The sequence below is a fragment of the Pseudodonghicola flavimaris genome (assembly GCF_030164425.1).
Taxonomy (GTDB): Bacteria; Pseudomonadota; Alphaproteobacteria; order Rhodobacterales; family Rhodobacteraceae; genus Pseudodonghicola; species Pseudodonghicola flavimaris.
The window spans coordinates 12,626-33,125 of record NZ_JASNJD010000004.1; the positions used below are offsets into that span (position 1 = coordinate 12,626).

16 protein-coding genes are annotated in these 20,500 nt (G+C 68.1%); 10 read left to right on the forward strand and 6 right to left on the reverse strand.

Annotation, left to right across the window (positions count from 1 at the left end):
* Positions 1-90: 90 nt before the first annotated feature.
* The 8 genes from QO033_RS06380 to QO033_RS06415 all read left to right on the forward strand — a co-directional run bounded on the left by QO033_RS06380 (position 91) and on the right by QO033_RS06415 (position 12,987).
* The gene (locus QO033_RS06380) at positions 91-1,737 is read left to right on the forward strand and encodes an AMP-binding protein (RefSeq protein ID WP_284480117.1); all 1,647 of its coding nucleotides are present in this window, start codon (positions 91-93) and stop codon (positions 1,735-1,737) included.
* Positions 1,737-2,918 (forward strand): thiolase family protein, encoded by a 1,182-nt coding sequence (locus QO033_RS06385; protein WP_284480118.1) that lies wholly within the window; start codon positions 1,737-1,739, stop codon positions 2,916-2,918. The genes QO033_RS06380 and QO033_RS06385 overlap by 1 nt, the downstream gene beginning before the upstream one ends.
* Positions 2,915-4,159 (forward strand): SDR family NAD(P)-dependent oxidoreductase, encoded by a 1,245-nt coding sequence (locus tag QO033_RS06390; RefSeq protein ID WP_284480119.1) that lies wholly within the window; start codon positions 2,915-2,917, stop codon positions 4,157-4,159. The genes QO033_RS06385 and QO033_RS06390 overlap by 4 nt, the downstream gene beginning before the upstream one ends.
* A 17-nt stretch (positions 4,160-4,176) precedes the next feature.
* Positions 4,177-4,959, forward strand: coding sequence for a cyclase family protein (locus QO033_RS06395; RefSeq protein ID WP_284480120.1), 783 nt, complete (start codon positions 4,177-4,179; stop codon positions 4,957-4,959).
* A gap of 225 nt (positions 4,960-5,184) precedes the next feature.
* The gene (locus QO033_RS06400) at positions 5,185-8,631 is read left to right on the forward strand and encodes a transglutaminase family protein (protein WP_284480121.1); all 3,447 of its coding nucleotides are present in this window, start codon (positions 5,185-5,187) and stop codon (positions 8,629-8,631) included.
* 40 nt (positions 8,632-8,671) lie between these two features.
* Complete coding sequence (locus QO033_RS06405; protein WP_284480122.1) at positions 8,672-11,107, forward strand: circularly permuted type 2 ATP-grasp protein; 2,436 nt, start codon at positions 8,672-8,674, stop codon at positions 11,105-11,107.
* A 3-nt stretch (positions 11,108-11,110) separates the two neighbouring features.
* Positions 11,111-12,010: a transglutaminase family protein gene (locus QO033_RS06410; protein ID WP_284480123.1), complete on the forward strand. Its 900-nt coding sequence runs from the start codon at positions 11,111-11,113 to the stop codon at positions 12,008-12,010.
* A 50-nt stretch (positions 12,011-12,060) separates the two neighbouring features.
* Entirely contained in the window at positions 12,061-12,987 is a 927-nt protein-coding gene (locus QO033_RS06415; protein ID WP_284480124.1) for a 3-hydroxyacyl-CoA dehydrogenase NAD-binding domain-containing protein, read from the forward strand.
* 4 nt (positions 12,988-12,991) lie between these two features.
* On the opposite strand, the gene QO033_RS06420 is transcribed toward QO033_RS06415, so the two are convergent.
* On the reverse strand, positions 12,992-13,702 hold the full coding sequence (locus QO033_RS06420) for an NYN domain-containing protein (RefSeq protein WP_284480125.1): 711 nt from the start codon (positions 13,700-13,702) through the stop codon (positions 12,992-12,994).
* Between the two features lie 220 nt (positions 13,703-13,922).
* On the opposite strand from QO033_RS06420, the gene QO033_RS06425 reads away from it, so the two are divergent.
* On the forward strand, positions 13,923-15,083 hold the full coding sequence (locus QO033_RS06425; RefSeq protein WP_284480126.1) for a DSD1 family PLP-dependent enzyme: 1,161 nt from the start codon (positions 13,923-13,925) through the stop codon (positions 15,081-15,083).
* 19 nt (positions 15,084-15,102) lie between these two features.
* The gene (locus QO033_RS06430) at positions 15,103-16,062 is read left to right on the forward strand and encodes an agmatinase (RefSeq protein ID WP_284480127.1); all 960 of its coding nucleotides are present in this window, start codon (positions 15,103-15,105) and stop codon (positions 16,060-16,062) included.
* A gap of 100 nt (positions 16,063-16,162) precedes the next feature.
* Here QO033_RS06430 and QO033_RS06435 read toward each other — a convergent pair whose 3' ends face one another.
* Genes QO033_RS06435 through QO033_RS06455 form a run of 5 tightly spaced genes read right to left on the reverse strand, consistent with a single transcriptional unit; the run spans position 16,163 to position 20,490 of the window.
* Positions 16,163-16,564, reverse strand: coding sequence for a rhodanese-like domain-containing protein (locus QO033_RS06435; protein WP_284480128.1), 402 nt, complete (start codon positions 16,562-16,564; stop codon positions 16,163-16,165).
* Between the two features lie 29 nt (positions 16,565-16,593).
* The gene (locus tag QO033_RS06440; RefSeq protein ID WP_284480129.1) at positions 16,594-17,646 is read right to left on the reverse strand and encodes an ABC transporter ATP-binding protein; all 1,053 of its coding nucleotides are present in this window, start codon (positions 17,644-17,646) and stop codon (positions 16,594-16,596) included.
* Positions 17,643-18,620 carry an ABC transporter ATP-binding protein gene (locus QO033_RS06445; RefSeq protein WP_284480130.1) on the reverse strand — a complete coding sequence of 326 codons (978 nt, stop codon included), beginning with the start codon at positions 18,618-18,620 and terminating at the stop codon, positions 17,643-17,645. Before QO033_RS06445 ends, QO033_RS06440 begins: the two co-directional genes overlap by 4 nt.
* On the reverse strand, positions 18,617-19,480 hold the full coding sequence (locus QO033_RS06450) for an ABC transporter permease (protein WP_284480131.1): 864 nt from the start codon (positions 19,478-19,480) through the stop codon (positions 18,617-18,619). Before QO033_RS06450 ends, QO033_RS06445 begins: the two co-directional genes overlap by 4 nt.
* Positions 19,480-20,490, reverse strand: coding sequence for an ABC transporter permease (locus QO033_RS06455; protein ID WP_284480132.1), 1,011 nt, complete (start codon positions 20,488-20,490; stop codon positions 19,480-19,482). The genes QO033_RS06450 and QO033_RS06455 overlap by 1 nt, the downstream gene beginning before the upstream one ends.
* Between the last annotated feature and the right edge of the window lie 10 nt (positions 20,491-20,500).

The window sequence follows — 20,500 nt, forward strand, 5'->3', positions numbered from 1 at the left end:
TGATAGCGAAATGATATCAATCGGGCAAGCGGATTGAATTGGATCACCGGCTGGCCACCGGCCTAGAGTACCCGGCAACAGGAGGTCCGAATGACATCTCAAACGCCCTTTGATCTGTTCGCCGCCAGCGCGCGCGACTATCCCGGCCAACCGGTGATGAAAGCCCCCGCCTCGGCGCATCTGAGCTATGCGCCCGAGGGGTTCAGCTATACCTACGCCGAGGCGGCGGCGGTGATCGACGCGCTGCGCGACCGCTATGCCGGGGCGGGCTACGGGCGGGGCCACCGGGTGGCGCTGATCCTGGAAAACCGGCCCGAGATGCTGTTTCACTGGCTGGCTCTGAACGCACTGGGCGCCACCATCGTGCCGATCAACCCCGATCTGAAGCCGGAGGAGCTGCGCTATCAGCTGGAGAAATCCCGCTCCGATCTGGTGGTGGCGCTGCCGGCCTACGATGCCTTGCTGGACGCGGGCTGCCCCGAGGGATTGCCGCGCGCCCATCCCGACAGCGTGCCGCCCGGGGCGCTGAGCGCGCCGCAGGCGGGCACGCCGGGCCCGGATCAGGAATGCGCCATCCTCTTCACCTCGGGCAGTTCCGGCCTGCCCAAGGCCTGCCAGCTCTCCAACGAATATTTTCTGACGCTCGCCGCCTGGTATGTCTCGGACGAGGGGATGGGCCCGATGGCGCCGGGGGCGGAGGTGGCGCTGACGCCCTTGCCGCTGTTTCACATGAACGCGCTGGGCTGCACCTGCCTGGGCATGATCCAGGCAGGCGGCTGTATCGTCGCGCTGGACCGGTTCCACGCCCGTGCCTGGTGGCCGACGGTGGCCGACAGCGGCGCCACGCTGGTCCACGCGCTGGGGGTGATCCCGGCGATCCTGCTGAAACTGCCGGTCGACCCGGCGGAGACCGCGCATCAGGCGCGGCTGGTCTTCAGCCCCGGGGTCGAGCCCGGCAACAAGCAGGAGTTCGAGCGCCGCTACAACGTGCGGATCGAAGAGGGCTGGGCGATGACCGAGACCGGCGGTGCCGCCGGCATCGGCTCGGCCGGGATCGAGCTGCCGAAGGGCAAGCAATGTATCGGCAAGCCCTATCGCAACGTCGACTGGCGGCTGGTGGACGATGCCGGCGCCGACGTCGCCACCGGCCAGCCGGGGGAGCTTTGGGTGCGGGCCAGGGGTGCGGATCCCCGGCGCGGCTTCTTCTCCGGCTATCTGGGCGATGAGGCGGCCACCGCCGAGGCCTGGGAAGGCGGCTGGTTCCACACCGGCGACATCATGATGCGGGACGACGCGGGGCTGTTCTATTTCGTCGACCGCAAGAAGAGCATCGTGCGCCGCTCGGGTGAGAATATCTCCTCGCTCGAAGTCGAAAGCGCGCTGGTGCGCGATCCGGGCATCTATGCCGCTGCGGTGGCGCCGGCGCCCGACGATGTCCGCGGCGAGGAGGTTCTGGCCTTCATCGTGCTGAGCGATCCGGCGCCCGCGGCGCTGGCCGGCCGCGACCGCGACGCCGCCCTGGCGCTGGTCGAGGCGGCGGCCCCCTACATCAGCTATCACAAGCTGCCGGGCTGGGTGGTCTTCACCGACGCGCTGCCGCTGACCTCGACCAAGAAACTGCAGCGCGGCGTGCTCAAGGCCAATGCCGCCACTGCGGTGGAGGATGGCAGCGCCATCGACCTGCGCGGCGAAAAGGGCCGGTTCCGCACCGCTGGCAAACCCGGAGGACAATCCTGATGGCCGCCGCTCCCAAAGGCTATGACGGGGTGGTGATCACCACCCCGGTCACCGTGCCCTATACCCGCTACTCGCCGGAAGGCGCCGCCTGGTGGACCGGCCGCGCGCTGGCCGAACTGGCCCGGGGCGCCGGGCTCGCCTCGCACCGCGAGATCGACGGTTTCGTCTATTCCAGCTTCTCCTCTGCCCCCGACAGCGCGGTGGGGCTGACCCAGCATTTCGGCCTGTCGCCGCGGCTGGTCGACTTCGTGCCGCTGGGGGGCATGGGGGCGGTCGCCTCGCTGCGCCGGGCGGCGCGGGCGGTGCAGATGGGGGATGCCGAGATCGTCGCCTGCGTTGCCGGCGAGACCAACGGTATCCATTCCTTCCGCCACGGGCTGGAGAATTTCAGCCGGTTCTCGCAGGATGGGGTCTATCCCTACAGCTCGGGCGGGCCGAATGTCTCCTTCGCGCTGATGGCGGCGCAATACATGGCGACCACCGGCGCCACGCGGGAGGATTTCGGCAAGCTTTGCGTGGCGATGCGCTATAACGCACTGCGCAATCCCAACGCGCTGATGAAGAAACCGCTCAGCCTCGACGACTATCTGGGGGCGCGGCCGATCGCGCCGCCAATCCACCTGTTCGACTGCGTCCAGCCCTGCGCCGGCGCCGACGGATTCCTGGTGATGCGCGAGGAAACCGCAAAGGCACAGGGGCTGGCCTTCGCCCGGCTGACCGGCGGCATCGAACGCTATAACGGCTTTGCCGAGGACCCGATCCAGCTGCGCGGCGGCTGGGGCGTGGATGTCGACACGCTCTATGCGATGGCCGGGGTGCGGCCCGACGATATCGACGTGGTCAACACCTATGACGATTATCCCTTCGTCTGCATGCTGCAGTTCGAGGGGCTGGGGTTCTGCGCCCCGGGCGAGGCGCCGGAATTCGTGCGCGCGCATGAGTTCACCTTCGACGGCAGCTTCCCGCACAACACCTCGGGCGGGCAGCTCTCGGTCGGGCAGGCGGGCTGTGCCGGCGGCCATCTGGGTGTCGTCGAGGTGCTGCGGCAACTGACCGGGCAGGCCGGGCCGCGGCAGGTGAAGGACGCGAAACTGGGGCTGGTCTCCGGTTTCGGCATGATCAACTACGACCGTGGGCTGGGCTCCGGCGCGGTCATCCTGGAACAGGGGAGCATGGCATGACGACCCCTTTTGAACGTCCCAAGCGCAAGGACCCGCTGGTCCGGACCGAGCTGCCGCTGACCCCGCCGGGGGGCCGCAGCCGGGCGGCGCATCTGTTGACCCGTGCGGCGGCGCGCGGGCAGTTCGCGCTGCCCCGGTGCCGCGCCTGCGGCACGGTGCATTTCCCGGTGCGCGACATCTGCCCCAACTGCCTGTCGACGGAAATCGCCATGGCGCCGGCCGCTGCCGCCGGCACGCTGCTGTCGCGCACCCAGGCCGAGGTTCCGGCGCTGCCCTACTTCCGCGAACGCGCTCCCTGGCATGTCGGGCTGGTACAGCTGGCCGACGGGCCGCAGGTGATCGCGCATCTGCATCCGGAGGTCGCGGTGGGCGCAGCGGTGCGGATGCACCTGAAACTCGACAAGGCCGGGCAGGCGGTGCTCTATGCGGCGCCGAAAACCGCGGAGGTGGACCTGATGACCGATCCCAAGTGGCGCGAGATGGTCGCGCACCCGCTGCACCGCCGGGTGCTGATCACCGACGCCCGCCATTTCGCCACCCCCGCCATCGTCAAGGCGCTGAAGGCGGCGGGCGCACGCAAGATCCGGCTGGGGGTGCCCGAGGCCTGGAAACCCTTCCGCGAGGCGCCGCTTTATGACGGGATCGAGGGGGTGGAGATCCTGCCGCTCGATCTGACCAGCGACCGGTCAGTCTTCGACTACGCCAGCGATTATGGCGGCACGACGGAGATCGTGATCAACACCGCCGACCGGGTGCGCGCCGGTCAGACGCTGCAGCCCGGCACCCTGCTGCCGGCGCAGGAGATGATGGAGCATATCGCCTTCGGTCCCATGCGTCTGGCGCAGGCACTGGCACCGGCGCTGATCGGGCGCGGGGCCGACGGGCCGGCGGCGGCGGCGGCCTGGGTCAACCTGCTGTCGATCCACGCGCTGGCGCCGCTGCCGGGGCATATGGGCTGGTCCGCCGCCCATGCCGCGGCGCATGCCTTCTCGCAGGGGCTGCGGGCCGAGCTGCTGCAGGGCGGCGTCAAGCTGATCAACCTCTATTCCGGCCCGACCGAGGACCCGTGGTTCCAGACCATGATCCCGCCGAAGGTCAACGGTGCCGCCCTCGCGCGCGGCATCGTCAAGGCGCTGACCGAGGGGCTGGAAGAGCTCGATATCGGCCCGGTGGCGCAGGAGCTGCGCGAAAGGCTCGACGCCAATCCCAAGGCGGTGGAACGCGAACTGGGGCAATCGTGATGGAAGGGAAGAGCGACATGAGTAACGTGCTGGAGCTTCTGGTCGGCGAACTGGCCAGCGGCGCGGTCGAGGTGGTCGACCTCACCTTCACCCTGCGCGAAGACAGCCCGGTCATCGTGCTGCCGCCGGAATTCGGCGAATCCGCTCCGGTGCGGATCGAGCGGATCTCGCGCTACGACGCCTCCGGCCCATCTTGGTACTGGAACAACCTCAGCTTCGGCGAACATACTGGCACCCATTTCGATGCGCCGGTGCATTGGTTCACCGGCCGCGATCTGCCCTGCAACACCGTCGACACCATCCCGGTGGGGCGGATGGTGGCCCCGGTCTGCGTCATCGACGTCTCGGCCGAATGCGCCGCCGATCCCGACTTCCTGCTGACCCGGGCCCGGGTCGAGGCCTGGGAGGCGGAGCACGGCAGGATCGCCGCCGGTCACTGGGTGCTGATGCGCAGCGACTGGTCCAAGCGCAGCGGGCTGGCCTATGCCAACCTGGGCGAGGACGGCGCCCATACCCCGGGCCCCGATGCCGAGGTGATGCAATGGCTGGTGGAAGAGCGCGACATTCTCGGCTTCGGCACCGAGACCATCGGCACCGATGCCGGGCAGGGGGGGCACCTGGTGCCGCCCCTGCCGGCGCACCATTTCCTGCACGGGGCGGGGCGCTACGGTCTGCAGTGCCTCTGCGGGCTGGATCAGCTGCCGCCGCGTGGTGCCGTCCTGATGACCGCGCCGCTGAAAATCCACGAAGGTTCCGGCAGCCCGCTGCGGGTGCTGGCGCTGGTGCCCCGCGCCGGCTGACCGCCGCGCCCGACCGGGCCGCCGACCCTGCCGCCGCACCTCCGGGGCGGCGGGGATCCTCGGGCTGCCGAAAATTTGTTCGACCCTGACGCTTTTTTATGTCCCTGTGAGGTCTGAGGCGCAGCTTGGGCCTAGGAACCCGCGCCGGCGGCTTTCTATTCTGAGGCGACAGAGAGGCGCGTTGCCCCGCGGGCGGGCGTGGCGCAAGGGACAGAACGAGGCATCATGGCGATCTACGCATCCATCCACCACGTCACGCATTACACATACGACCGTCTGGTGTCGCTGGGGCCGCAGATCATCCGCCTGCGTCCGGCGCCGCATTCCCGCACCCGGGTGATTTCCCATTCTCTCAAGGTCACGCCGGCGGATCACTTCGTCAATCACCAGCAGGACCCCTACGGCAACTGGCAGGCTCGCTTCGTCTTTCCCGAGCCGGTGACCGAATTCCGGGTCGAGGTCGATCTGGTCGCCGACATGACGGTCTATAACCCCTTCGATTTCTTCGTCGAGGAAAGCGCTGAATACTGGCCGTTCGACTATCCCGCCGATCTGAAAGACGATCTGGTGATCTACCGCACGCCGGAGCCGGAAGGCCCGTTGCTGGCGCAGTTCATCGGCAGCATCGATTTCAAGACATCCCGGACCGTCGATTTCCTGGTCGCGCTGAACGCGCGGATCGCCGATTACGTCAACTACACCATTCGGATGGAGGCCGGGGTGCAGACCCCGGACGAGACGCTGGAAAAGAAATCCGGCAGCTGCCGGGATTCCAGCTGGCTGCTGGTGCAGGTGCTGCGCCATCTCGGGTTCGCCGCCCGCTTCGTCTCCGGCTATCTGATCCAGCTGAAACCGGATCTGGAGGCGCTGGACGGTCCCTCCGGCACCGATCACGATTTCACCGATCTGCACGCCTGGTGCGAGGTTTTCCTGCCCGGCGCCGGCTGGGTCGGGCTCGATCCCACCTCGGGCCTGTTGACCGGGGAAAGCCATATCCCGCTGGCCGCGACGCCGCATTACCGCAACGCCGCCCCCATCGCCGGCGGGTTCTCGGCCGTGGGCACGCCGGAGGTGAGCTTCGATTTCGATATGCAGGTGACCCGGGTCGCCGAGCATCCGCGCATCACCAAGCCGTTTTCCGAAGACGCCTGGGACCGGCTGAATGCCCTGGGTGCCAAGGTGGACGCGGATCTGGCCGAAGGCGATGTGCGGCTGACCATGGGCGGTGAGCCGACCTTCGTGTCGATCGACGATTTCGAAAGCGACGAGTGGAACACCGCCGCCGTGGGGCCGCAGAAACGCGGGCTGGCCGACGATCTGATCCGGCGGCTGCGCGACCGGTTCGCCCCCGGCGGCTTTCTGCACTACGGTCAGGGTAAATGGTATCCGGGCGAAAGCCTGCCGCGCTGGACCTTCTCGCTTTATTGGCGGCGCGACGGCAAACCGGTGTGGAAGAACCCCGAGCTGATCGCGCGCGAGGCGCAGCCGGCCCCGGCCAGCGCCGAGGATGCCGGCGCCTTCATGCGCAGGTTCGCCGAAAACCTCGGGGTCGAGGCCGAGTGCGCCCAGCCCGCTTTCGAGGATCCGGGCGAATGGATCCTGAAAGAGGCGATGCTGCCGCCGAATGTCAGCCCGGAGAATTCCAAACTGAAGAACCCGGAGGATCGCGCCCGCTTCGCCCGGGTGTTCGAGCGCGGCCTGACCGAGCCGGCGGGCTATATCCTGCCGATTCAGGCCTGGCAGTCGCAGGCCAGTGGCCGGCGCTGGCGGTCCGAACGCTGGAAGGGTCGGCGCGGGCATCTGTTCCTGATCCCCGGCGACAGCCCGGTGGGGTTCCGGCTGCCGCTGGGATCGCTGCCCTATGTGGCGCCCTCGGCCTATCCCTATTCCTATCCCACCGATCCGACGGTGGAACGGGCGGCGTTGCCCGATTTCCACGTCGCGATGGCCGAACGCCGCCAGCGGGTGCAGGAGGAGATCGACCGCCTCGCCGCGGAGGAGACCGGGCGGGCGGCGGCAGAGGCGGCCGAACGCGCCGCGCTGATGCCGGAGGTCGACACCGACCGGGTGCAGCCGGTGTCAGAGGCACAATCGGCCGGCGGTGAACGGCAGAAGATCATGGCCCAGGGCATCGACCCCGAAGGGGGGGCGGTGCGCACCGCCATCGCCATCGAACCGCGCGAGGGGCGGCTCTGTCTCTTCATGCCGCCTTGCGAGACGCTGGAGGATTACCTCGATCTGCTGGCCACGGCGGAGGAGACTGCGGCAGATCTGGGCCTGCCCATTCATATCGAGGGCTACGCCCCGCCGCACGACCCGCGGCTGAACGTGATCCGCGTCGCCCCTGACCCCGGCGTGATCGAGGTGAATATCCATCCGGCCTACAGCTGGCAGGATTGCGTCGCCACCACCGAGGCGATCTATGAGGAAGCGCGGCAATCGCGCCTGGGCGCCGACAAGTTCATGATCGACGGCCGCCACACCGGCACCGGCGGCGGCAACCATGTGGTGGTCGGCGGCGAGACCCCGAATGACAGCCCCTTCCTGCGCCGCCCCGACCTGCTGAAATCGCTGATCCTGATGTGGCAGCGGCATCCGTCGCTGTCCTATCTGTTCTCCGGTCTCTTCATCGGCCCGACCTCTCAGGCGCCGCGGATCGACGAGGCCCGCCACGACAGCCTTTACGAGCTGGAAATTGCGCTGAGCCAGATCGTGCCGCCCTGGCAGGGAACGACGCCGCCACCCTGGCTGACCGACCGGCTGCTGAGGAACATCCTGATTGACGTCACCGGCAACACCCACCGGGCCGAGATCTGCATCGACAAGCTCTATTCCCCCGACGGCCCCACCGGCCGGCTGGGCCTGGTGGAGTTCCGCGGGTTCGAGATGCCGCCCGATCCGCGCATGTCGCTGGCCCAGCAGCTGTTGCTGCGGGCGATCATCGCGCGCTGCTGGAAGGCGCCGGTCCAAGGCCGGCCGGTGCGCTGGGGCACGGTGCTGCACGACCGGTTCATGCTGCCGCATTTCATCTGGGAGGATTTCCTCTCGGTGCTGGCCGATCTCCGGCAGCACGGCTTTGCAATGGAGCCGGAGTGGTTCGTGGCGCAATCCGAATTCCGCTTCCCCTTCTGTGGCCAGATCGAGGCCGAGGGGGTGCATCTGGAGCTGCGTCAGGCGTTGGAGCCCTGGCATGTGCTGGGCGAGACCGGCGCCATCGGCGGCACCGTGCGCTATACCGACAGCTCGGTCGAGAGGCTGCAGGTGAAGATGACGACGCTGCATCAGGACCGCTACCGGGTGATGTGCAACCGGCGCCCGATGCCGCTGGCCCGTACCGGCACCTCCGGCGTGTCGGTGGCCGGGGTCCGGTTCAAGGCCTGGCAGCCGCCCGAGGCCCTGCATCCGACCCTGCCGGTCAATGCGCCGCTGACCTTCGACATCTACGACGACTGGACCGGGCGGGCGATTGCCGGCTGCACCTATCACGTCGCCCATCCCGGCGGGCGCAGCTATGACACCTTCCCGGTCAACGGCAACGAGGCCGAGGCACGGCGGCTGGCCCGGTTCGAGGCCTTCGGCCACACGCCGGGCGATTACGTCCCCGCGCCGGAGGTGCCGCACCCGGAATTTCCCTTGACGCTGGACCTCAGACGGCCCATCGGACTGCTCTGACCGCCCGATAGCCGCCGCAAACGCCGCCCGAGACCCGATCATGTCGCCTGGAGCCCTGAAAGACACCGTGCCGCCGGATATCTTCGCCGAATACCGGCGGCTGACCGGCGTTGCCGACGAGCTGTTCGACGAGAACGGACAGATGCGCCCGGTCTGGCGGCGCTTCGTGGATCGGTTCGCGCGGCTGACCTCGGAGGAGATCGCCGCCCGTTTCGAACGCGCCGATCAGTATCTGCGCGATGCCGGGGTGTTCTACCGGCAGTATTCGAATGACCCGCTGGCGGAACGGGACTGGCCGCTCAGCCATATCCCGGTGATCCTGCACGAAGACGAATGGGCGCAGATCTGTGCCGGCCTGTCGCAGCGCGCCGATCTGCTGGAACGGGTGATGGCCGATCTCTACGGGCCGGGGCAGCTGGTGGCCGACAATCACCTGCCGGCGGAACTGGTGGCGCGGTCGCCGCACTGGCTGCGGCCGATGGTGGGGGTGACGCCGCGCGGCGGTCATTACCTGCATTTCCTCGCGTTCGAGATCGGCCGCTCGCCCGACGGGTCGTGGTTCGTGCTGGGCGATCGCACCCAGGCGCCCTCCGGTTCGGGCTTCGCGCTGGAAAACCGGATGGCGACGGGGCGGATTTTCCCCGAACGGTTTCCCCGCGCCTATATTCACAAGCTGGCGGGGTTCTTCGAGACCTTCCGCGATTCCATCGAGGCGCTGGCGGCGCCGCCCTGGGAGCGGCCGCGGACCGGTGGCATCCTGACCCCGGGACCGTCGAACGACACCTACTACGAACACACTTATATCGCCCGCTACCTCGGCATGATGCTGCTGGAGGGCGAGGACCTGCTGGTCGAGAACGGCGAGGCGATGGTGCGCACCATCGAGGGGCCGAAACCCTTGGGTGTGCTCTGGCGCCGCATCGACGCCAGCTTTGCCGATCCGTTGGAATTCGACCCGAATTCGCAGATCGGCACGCCCGGGCTGATGGAGGCGGTGCGCGCCGGCAACCTGTCGATGGCCAATGCGCTGGGGTCGGGCGTTCTGGAAATGCGGGCGATGATGGCGTTCCTGCCGCGCATCAGCGAGGTGCTGACAGGGCAGCCGCTGCAATTGCCGAATATCGCCACCTGGTGGTGCGGCGGCGCGGCCGAACGCGCCTATGTCAGCGATAATGCCGAGACCATGCTGATCGGTCCCGCCGACGCGGTGGAACTGCCTTTCGATCTGGGCGGCTCGACGCCGCTGGGGGATGAGGACAGCGGCGGCGGGGCACCGTCGATCGCGGCCTGGCTGGAGCAGCATGGCGACCGGCTGGTGGGCCAGGAGGCGGTGACCCTGTCGACGACGCCGGCCTGGGAAGACGATGGCGAGACGCCCGAGGGCGGCGGTGGCCGGGTGGTGCCGCGGCCGATGACCGTGCGGGTCTTCGCGGCGCGCACCGCCGAGGGCTGGACCTTCATGCAAGGCGGCTATGCCCGGATCGGCCGCTCCGGCGACGCCACCGCCCTGGCGATGCAGCGCGGCGGCTCGGTCGCCGATGTCTGGGTGGTCTCCGACCGGCCGGTGCACCGGATCGCGCGGACCCGGAACGCCGAAGGCGATTTCCGCCGCGCCACCCCCGGCATCCTGCCGGCGCGGGCGGCCGATAACCTCTATTGGCTGGGGCGCTATCTGGAGCGGACCGAGGATGCGGTCCGACTGATCCGCGCCTATCACCTGCGGCTCGCCGCCACCGACAACCGCAACGACGCCCGGCTGAAGACGCTGCGCCACTATCTGAAGAGCTATGGCTTCGACCTGTCGCAGACGATCCCGGAGGCGCTGATCGGCCGGATCATCGCCGCGCGGAGCTGTGCCGGCAAGGTGCGGGACCGGTTTTCCACCGATGGCTGGTCGGCACTGAACGACCTGCTGAAGACCGCCAGCCGGATGACCGGTACGGCACAGCCAGGCGACGATTGCGCCCGGGCGATGTCGGTGCTGGTGCGCAAGATCGCCGGGATCACCGGGCTGGTGCATGAGAACATGTACCGGTTCTCCGGCTGGAACTTCCTCAGCTTCGGCCGGGCGCTGGAGCGCGCCGATGCGATCGCCTCGCTGCTGGCGGTGTTCACCGCCGAGGATGCGCCGCAGGGGGCGCTGGATATCGCGGTGGAGGTGGGCGACAGCATCATCACCCATCAGCGCCGCTACCGGGTGGAGACCAATCGCGACACCGTGGTCGATCTGCTGGCGCTGGATGCCGACAATCCGCGGGCGCTGCTGTTCCTGATCCGCCGCCTGCGCCAGCTGGCCGAGGATCTGCCGGCGGCCGAGGCGCATGGCCGCCCCTCCGAGCTGTTGCGGGCGATCCTGCCGCTGGAGGCAGAGATCGCCTGCGCCCGTCCTGCGGACTTGACCACCGAGCGGCTGTGGCAGTTGCGGGCCGATCTGGCGGTCATTTCCGACGGTCTGTCCTCTTCCTATCTGAGGTGAGCGATGCGCTACGATGTCCGGCTCACGATCGATTACAGCTATGACGCGGTCTCCGACCGCGCCCGCAACGTGCTGCGCCTGCTGCCCTCGGACATTCCCGGCCAGCAGCGGGTTCAGCAGCGCATGCTGAAGGTGACGCCGCGCCCCGGCGAACGCTATGACCGGGTCGATTTCTTCGGCAATGCCACCAGCGCGGTGGCCTGGCACCAGCCGATCCAGGCCTTTTCGCTGCATCTGACCGCCCAGGTGGAGCGGATCGCGGTGGCGATGCCGCTGGATCTGTCGCCGCCGCTGGCCGGGCTGGCTGCCGATATCGCCAATGTGCACACGCTGCTGCCGACGGCGCCGCATCATTTCATGGCCGCCTCGCCGCGGGTGGCGCCGATGGCGGCGACCACGGAATATGCTCGCGGTTGCCTCACCCCCGGGATGACCGCGCTGCAGGCGGTGGAGGCGGTGGGCCGGGCGCTGCATCGCGACATGACCTTCGATCCGGAGGCGACCACCGTGGATACGCCGCCGGCCGAGGCCTTTCGCAACCGGCACGGGGTGTGTCAGGATTTCGCCCATGTGATGATCGCGGCACTGCGCGGCATCGGCGTGCCGGCGGGCTATGTCTCGGGCTTTCTGCGCACCTTTCCGCCGCCTGGGCAGCCGCGGCTCGAAGGGGCGGATGCGATGCACGCCTGGGTACGGGCCTGGGTCGGGCAGGAAACCGGCTGGATCGAATTCGATCCGACCAACGATCAGTTCGCCGGCATCGATTACATCACCGTCGGCTACGGCCGCGACTACGGTGATGTCGCGCCGGTGCGGGGCGTGCTGCGCTCCTCCGGCGGGCAGGAGAGCCGGCAGGCCGTCGACGTGATCCCGCTGGAGGCGGTGCCCGAGGTGCGCCGCTGAGCGCGAGTATCCGCGACGGCAAGGAGCCGCGAAGTGCAGGAGACATTGAGATGAATTTTCCCGACACCGCCATTCTGGGCGCCGGCACCATCGGCATGAGCTGGGCGGCCCTGTTCGCCGCCACCGGTCGGCGCGTCGCCGTTTACGATCCCGCGCCGGACGCAGAGGCGAAGGTGCTGCATTTCGTCGAAACCGCGGCACAGACGCTGAGCGCGCTGGGCTGGGCGCAGGCGGGCGACACCTCGGGGCTGCGCTTCACCCGCGATCCCGCCGATGCGGTGACCGGGGCGGGCTTCGTCCAGGAGAGCGTGCCGGAGCGGCTGGAGATCAAGCATGATCTCTACCGCGCGATCGAACCGGCGCTGGCTGCGGACGCAATCATCGGCAGTTCCACCTCCGGGCTGAAGCTGAGCCTGATGCAGGACGGTTTCGCCGATCCCGGCCGGCTGGTTCTGGCGCATCCCTTCAACCCGCCGCATCTGATCCCGCTGGTCGAACTGATGGGCAACGGGCGCACCGCGGCCGGCGTTCTGGACCGGGCGCAGGGCTTTTACGAGAGCATCGGCAAGGTCTGCGTGCGGCTGAACAAGGAGGTGCCCGGGCATATCGCCAACCGGCTGCAGGCGGCGATCTGGCGCGAGGCGATCAATCTGGCGGTCGAAGGGGTGGCCAGCGTCGGCGACATCGACAAGGCGGTGACCTACGGGCCGGGGCTGCGTTGGGCGGCGATGGGGCCGAGCTGCCTGTTCCATCTGGGCGGCGGTGCCGGCGGCATCCGCCACTTCTGCGATCACATCGGACCGGCGATGCAGAGCTGGTGGGACGATCTGGGCCACCCGGAGCTGACCCCGGAGGTCGTCGATACGCTGGCAGCCGGGATCGCGGCAGAGACCGATGGCCAGTCGATGGAGGCGCTTGCCGCCCGGCGCGACGCCCTGGTGCTGGGCTATATACGTCAGCTGACCGCCGGGGACTGAGCGGTCAGTTCCCGGCAAAGCCCTCGGGGCGGAAGCGGACCATGGCGCCGGGGCCGCGCGGATCGAGGTCATAGAGCGTTTTGCGCGCAGTCAGATAGCTTCGCCACGTCTTCTCCGGCAGGGTGCTGATGCGTACCCCATGTGCGGTGTGCATCATTGGGGAGAGTGCGGCCAGCGGCATCCCGCGCCCCTGCTTGCTGTGGGTGGCGATCATCGCGCGGATTTGCAGGTCGAGTGGTGTGGGCCTGTCTGGCCTCTCGGCAGTTGGGGCCGGCAGTTCGGAGGGACAGTGCGCCGGGGGCCGTGGCGTGGGGGCCGCTTGCCCAAGTTCGAGGAACCGGTTGCAGGCGGCGCGGAAGTGTTGCGGTGCCTTGGCCTCACCGGCGCCGACGATGGTCATGCCGCGTTCACGCAGGCGCAGGGCGAGATGGCTGAAATCGCCGTCGGAACTGGCCAGGATCAGCGCGCCGAAGTCGTGTTCCAGCGCCAGTTCCATCGCCTCCACCGTCATCAGCAGGTCAGCGGCGTTCTTGCCGTTGCCGGCGTGGCACAGGCGGAATCCCGGCGCGGCCTGCCAGGCCAGCGCGCGGCTGAAATCGCCGTAGACGCGCAGCACGGTCGGACGGCCCAGGGCCTCTGCGATCCGGCGCAGGTCGGGGGCATGGGCGGCGCTCAGGTTGTCGCCATCGACCAAGATCGCGATGCTGTCTTCCATGGGATCCTCCTGTCGCTGTCGGGCATCGGAGATAGCGCGCGAACCCGGCCAAAATTGGGCGCCGGCATATCGAAACGGGTGATGGCGGGCCTTCCGTCGCGTCACGGCGCCCGCGGCGGATCCTCTGTCGCCGCACGGGTCCGCCAGCATCCGGTTTTTCGTTGAGCGGGCCGATGCCGCCGTTATGGTCGTGCCGACAGGCTGCGACGAAGGGGACCCGATGCCAGAGCTCACCGAAGACGATCTGCACGCGCTGGGGTATCTGTTCCCGGCCCGCCCCGGCATGACGGAGGCCGAGGTGCAGACCCCCTGCCTGATCGTCGATCTCGATGCCTTCGGGCGCAACCTGGCCCGGATGCGCGATTTTTGCGCCACGGCGGGGATCGCGCTGAGGCCGCATGCCAAGACCCACAAATGCCCTGAGATCGCCCGTCACCAGATCGGCCACGGCGCCGTGGGCATCTGCTGCCAGAAACTGTCGGAGGCCGAGCATTTCGCCCGCGCCGGTTTGCCTGACATCCTGCTGGCCAATGAAATCCGCGATCCGGTCAAGATCGACCGGCTGGCGCAACTGCCGAAGCTGGGCACCCGGATCAGCTGCTGCCTCGATGATCCGGAGGCCGTCGCGGTGTTTTCGGCGGCAGCGCAGCGCCATGGCACCGATCTGGCCTGTCTGGTGGAGATCGACTGCGGCGCCGGGCGCTGCGGTGTCGCCACGCCGGAGACGGCGGTGGAGATCGCCCGGGCCATAGCCGCCGCCCCGGGGCTGCGTTTCGACGGCATTCAGGCCTATCAGGGGTCGATGCAGCATATCTACGATCACGCCGCCCGGGCCGAGGCGGCCGAGGCCGCGATCGCCCAGACCCGGGCGGTGGTCGCGGCGCTGGCGGCGGCGGGGCTGCCCTGCCGCACCGTCACCGGCGGTGGCACCGGCAGCTTTGCCTTCGAGGCGGCCTCCGGCGTCTATACAGAGCTGCAATGCGGCTCCTACATCTTCATGGATGCCGATTACGGCAAGGTGCTGGACGCCGGGGGAGAGCGGCTGGATGTGGCGGGGTTCGAAAACGCGCTGTTCCTGCTGACCTCGGTGATGAGCCACGCCAAGCCGGACCGTGCCGTCTGCGATGCCGGGCTGAAGGCGCAATCGGTGGACAGCGGGCTGCCGGTGGTCTTCGGGCGGTCGGACGTCACCTATCTGGCCTGTTCCGACGAACATGGCGAGATCGCCGATCCGGCGGGCGCGCTGAAGATCAACGACCGGCTCAGACTGGTGCCGGGCCATTGCGACCCCACCTGCAACTTGCATGACTGGTATGTGGGGCTGCGGGGCGACCGGGTCGAAACCCTATGGCGCATAACCGCCCGGGGGCCGGGGCTGTGACAGAACAGAGGACGATGAGATGAGCGATGCGCATGGCTATGAGAGCGGCCGGCTGAACCTGCCCTTCGTGGGGATCTCCACCTTCGGCAAGCGGCCCTACCAGGGCGACTGGGACCGCATCGATGCCGATGTGGCGGTGCTGGGCGCGCCTTTCGATTTCGGCACCCAGTTCCGCGCCGGCGCCCGCTTCGGCCCGCGCGCGGTGCGCGAGGCTTCGACGCTGTTCAGCTTCGGCCATGCCGGCGCCTACGATCACGAGGATGACGCCACCTATCTGCCGGCCTCGGTACGGATCGTGGATATCGGCGATGCCGACATCGTCCACACCGATACGCCGCGCAGCCACGCCAATATCCGCGCCGGGGTGCAGGCGATCCTGAAGGCGGGGGCGCTGCCGGTGGTGATCGGCGGCGATCATTCCGTCAACATCCCCTGTATCGAGGCCTTCGAGGGGCAGGGACCGATCCATATCCTGCAGATCGACGCGCATCTGGATTTCGTCGACGTACGCCACGGGGTGACCGCCGGCCACGGCAACCCGATGCGACGCGCGGCGGAGAAACCCTATGTCACCGGGCTGACGCAGGTGGGCATTCGCAATGTCTCCTCCACCGCGCGAGAGGGCTATGAGGACGCCCGCCGCATGGGGTCGGACATCCTGTCGGTGCGCCAGGCGCGCAAACTGGGGCCGCAGGGGGTGATCGCCCGTATCCCCGAAGGCGCGCGGGTCTATGTCACGCTCGATATCGACGGGTTCTGCCCCTCGATCGCACCGGGCACCGGCACCCCGTCGCACGGTGGTTTTCTCTACTACGACGTGCTGGAGATGCTGCAGGCGCTGGCCCGGCGGCATGAGGTGGTCGGCATCGATCTGGTCGAGGTCGCCCCCGATTACGATCCGACCGGCTCCACCCCGATCCTGGCGGCGCAGATCCTGCTGAATTTCCTGGGCTTCGTGTTTCACGCCCGCGGCGCCTGAACGCGCGGAGGGCGAAAAAAGGCCCCGGAGGGGTCCGGGGCCAAGTGTCACGCTTCCGGCCGATGCAATCGGGCCGGACGCATGACGGGGAATGTTCCGCTCACTTGCGCGGTTCGGGGAATTCGACCGGGCCGCCCTGATCGGCCCAGGTGGAGAAGCCTTCGCGCAGATGGGCGCATTCGAACCCCATGTCGTTCAGCGTCGCGGTGCTGAGTGCCGAGCGCCAGCCGGAGGCGCAGTGAAACACGAATTTCTTGTCCTCGCCGAAGATCGGCTTGAAATAGGGGCTGTCGGGGTCGATCCAGAATTCCACCATGCCGCGGGGGCAGTGGAAGCTGCCGGGAATGAAGCCCGAGCGCTGGCGTTCGCGCACGTCGCGCAGATCGACCACCACCACATTGGGATCGTCCAGCATGGCGATCAGATCCTTGGTTTCGATCTCCTCGATCCGGGCACGGGCGTTCTTCACCATTTCGCTTACGGGGACGGTCAGTCTGGGCATGGTTGTGTTCCTTACAGTCGGTTACCGGGTCAGAGCAGGGGGGCGGGGGTGATCTCGGGGTCGATCGCGGGGGCGGTTTCGGGCGGCGCCGGGGCGTCGGCGAAGTGACAGCGCACCTGGCGGCCGTCGGGCAGGGTCCTCAGCTCCGGCTCGACGCGGTTGCACAGCGCCTGCTGCGCCGGGCAGCGACCATAGAGCCGGCAGCGGGTGCCGCTGGGGTTGATCGGGCTTTGCGGATCGCCATCCAGCTTGATCCGCTCGCGCCTGGCGCCTTCGCGCAGGGTGGGGATCGCCGACAGCAGCGCCCGGGTATAGGGATGGGCGGGATGATGGAACAGCGGGTCGGTTGCGCCGCTCTCCACCACCTGGCCCAGATACATCACCACGATCCGGCTGCACAGAAGCCGCACTACGTTCAGATCGTGGCTGACGAAGAGCAGCGCCACCCCCTGTTCGTGGCGGATCTTGTCCAGCAGTTGCAGCACGGTGGCCTGCACCGAGACATCCAGCGCCGAGGTCGGCTCGTCCAGCACCAGCAGCCGGGGCTCCACCACCATGGCGCGGGCGATGCCGACCCGTGCCTTCTGCCCGCCGGAGAGCTGGTGCGGAAACCGGCTCAGCAGCTCCAGCGGCAGGTTGACCGAGCGCGCCGCCGCCTCGACCCGGGCCTGCACCTCGGCGCGGTTTTTCGGGCGTTTGAGCTGGCGCAGCGGATCGGCGATCAGGTCGAAGATGCTGAAGCGCGGATTCAGGCTTTCGGTCGGGTCCTGGAACACCATCTGGATGTCGCTGCGCAGTGGCGATTTCGAAAACGCCGCCGCCGACATGGCCGAGATATCCCGGCCGTCGACAAAGAGCTTGCCGGAGGTCGCATCGACCAGCCGGCACAGCAGCCGCGACAGGGTGGATTTGCCGCAGCCGGATTCGCCGACCAGCCCCAGCGCCTCGCCGGGGTGGATCGACAGGCTGACGTCATCGACCGCATGCAGCTTGACCGGCTCGCGCCCGGTCAGCGCATTGCTGTGCTTCAGCACGAAATGCTTCTTCAGGTTTTCGACGCAGAGGATGGGGGACTGGCTCACAACGGATACCTGCAGGCGACAAGATGGTTGGGACCGGCAGGCTCGGGGCGCAGCCCCGGCGCCTCGCAGCCGGGCTGATGCCGCGGGCAGCGGTCGGCGAAGCGGCAGGGGGGCAGATCGCTGCGGCGCAGGTCGGGCAGCGAGCCGGGGATCGCGCGCAGGTCATGGACACTCTCGACCAGCGAGGGCACGCTGCCCAGCAGTCCGGTGGTATAGGGATGGCGCGGCCGGGCGAACAGTTCGGCCACCGGCGCGGTCTCAACCACATGGCCGGCGTGCATCACCACGATGCGGTCGCAGTATTCCGAGGCCAGGGCCAGATCGTGGGTGATCAGCACGGTGCCGAGGTTGCCGGCGCGGGCGACGTCGCGGATCAGATCCATGATCACCGCCTGGGTGGTGACATCCAGCCCGGTGGTGGGTTCGTCCGCGATCAGCAGCCGCGGCTCGCAGGCCAGCGCGGCGGCGATGCCGATCCGCTGGCAGAGCCCGCCCGACAGCTCGAACGGGTAGGCGCTCATGCGTTTTTCCGGGTCGGGGATACGGACCTGGCGCATCGCCTGCAGCACCCGGGCCTTCACCTCGGCGGGGGCGGCGGGGGTGTGGCGGGCGATCACATCGGCGATCTGATCGCCGACCGGGCGGATCGGGTTCAGCGCCGTGCGTGGGTTCTGGAAGATGATCGAGGCCTCCTTGCCGCGCCAGAGATCGCGCGCGCGCGGCGACATCGCCATGACATCGCGGTTCTCGAAACGGATATCGCCGGAGAGGATTCGCGCCGCCTTGTCGAGGATGCCCATGATGGCAAAGGCGGTCACCGATTTGCCCGAGCCGCTTTCGCCGACGATGCCGATGATCTCGCCCGGGGCCAGATCGAAGCTGACGTTTTCCAGCACATGCACGGTGCCGTGACGGGTGCGGAAATCGACCGTCAGGTCGCGGACGGACAGCAGAGGAGGCGTGGTGGAGGTCATGTCCGGGCTCTCGGGTCGAGGATGTCGCGCAGCGCATCGCCGAGCAGATTGAAGGTGAAGACGGCCAGCATCAGCGCCAGGCCGGGGAACAGGAAGATCCACCATTGCCCGGAGGCGATGAAGCGGGCGCCCTCGGCCACCAGGATGCCCCATTCGGGCGTCGGCGGCCGCACCCCCATACCGAGAAACGACAGCCCGGCCGCGTTCAGCACCGCCCAGCCGAGGTTGACCGAGGCCTGGATTACCAGCGGCGACAGGATGTTGGGCAGCAGAAAGACCAGCAGGATCCGCCCATGGCCCGAGCCGCCGACCCGCGCCGCCTCGACATAACCCATGTGACGGCGCACGTTGACCTCGGCCCGGGCCAGCCGGACGTAGAACGGCAGGTTGATGATGGCGGTGGCATAGATCACGTTCATCACCGTATTGCCGAGCGCGGCAACCATCGCCATCGCCAGCACGAACAGCGGGAAGGCCATCAGCACATCGACGAAACGGCTGGAGACGGTGTCGAGCACACCACCGAAATAGCCCAGCACCGCTCCGATCAGCGATCCGGCCACGCAGGACAGCCCGACTGCGCCGAAGGCGATGAGCATGTCCAGCCGGGTCGCCACCAACACGCGGGAGAAGACATCGCGGCCCAGCTGATCGGTGCCGAACCAGTAGGTGGCCGAAGGCGGCATCAGCGCATCGTCGGGGTTGGTCGCCAGCGGATCGTGCGGCGCCAGCAGCGGCCCGAGGATCGCGGCGAGGATCAGCAGCGCGAACAGCAGGAAGGCGACCTGATGCAGCCGGTTCTCGGACAGGATGTAGCGCAGGGTCGCCAGCCGTCCGGTGGAGGAATGTGTCGCTGCCATCAGCTCAGCCCCGCGCGCGGATCGACCAGCCCGGCGAGGAGGTCGGTGACAAGGTTCACCAGCAGGAAGATGCCGGCCATGATCAGCATGAAGGCCTGCAGCGGCGCGTAATCGAGCGAGATCAGGCTGTCCATCGCATAGGCGCCGATGCCGGGCCAGGCAAAGACCTTCTCGACCAGCACATTGGCCCCCAGCATGTAGGAAAACGTCATCCCCAGCGAGGTCACCACCGGCAGCATCGCGTTGCGGAAGGCATAGGTCATCACGATCTTGCGCCGGGTCAGCCCGTTGGCCCGGGCGGTGCGGATGAACTCGCTGGACAGCACGTTCAGCATCGAGGCCCGGGTCATCCGCGCCAGCGGGGCCAGCGCGAAGATCGCCATGGTGATGCCCGGCAGCAGGATTTGTTTGAACGCGGCCCAGGTGGTCTCGGGGTCGCCGTCGATCAGCCCGTCGATCAGGATGAAGCCGGTGACGGTGGGCGGTTTGAACATGAAGGGATCGAGCCGTCCGGTCGGCTCCGGCGCGACACCGAGGATGTAGTAAAACAGGTAGATCAGCAGCAGCCCGGTGACGAAGGTGGGCATCGACACCCCCAGCGTCGCGATGATCCGGCAGAGCTGATCGACCCAGGAGCCGGGCTTGAGCGCCGCCACTACCCCCAGCGGGATCGACACGGCGATCGCCAGCAGGAAGGCGAAGATCGTCAGCTCGGCCGAGGCGGGCAGCCGGGTCAGCATCTCGGTCGCGACCGGCTGACCGGTGGAGATCGAGGTGCCCAGATCGCCCTGCCAGAGCGCGCCGAGATAGATCCAGAACTGTTCGATCAGCGATTTGTCGAGACCGAGCGCCACCCGGATTTTCTCCACATCCTCGTTCGACATCGCCGGGTTCGAGGCGAAGAACACCGCCGGATCGCCCGGCAGCACCCGGGTGATCAGGAAGGTCGCGATCAGCACCCCGAAAAGGGTGGGGATCGAACTGAGGATGCGCCAGACGATCTTGCTCATGCGCAGGGCT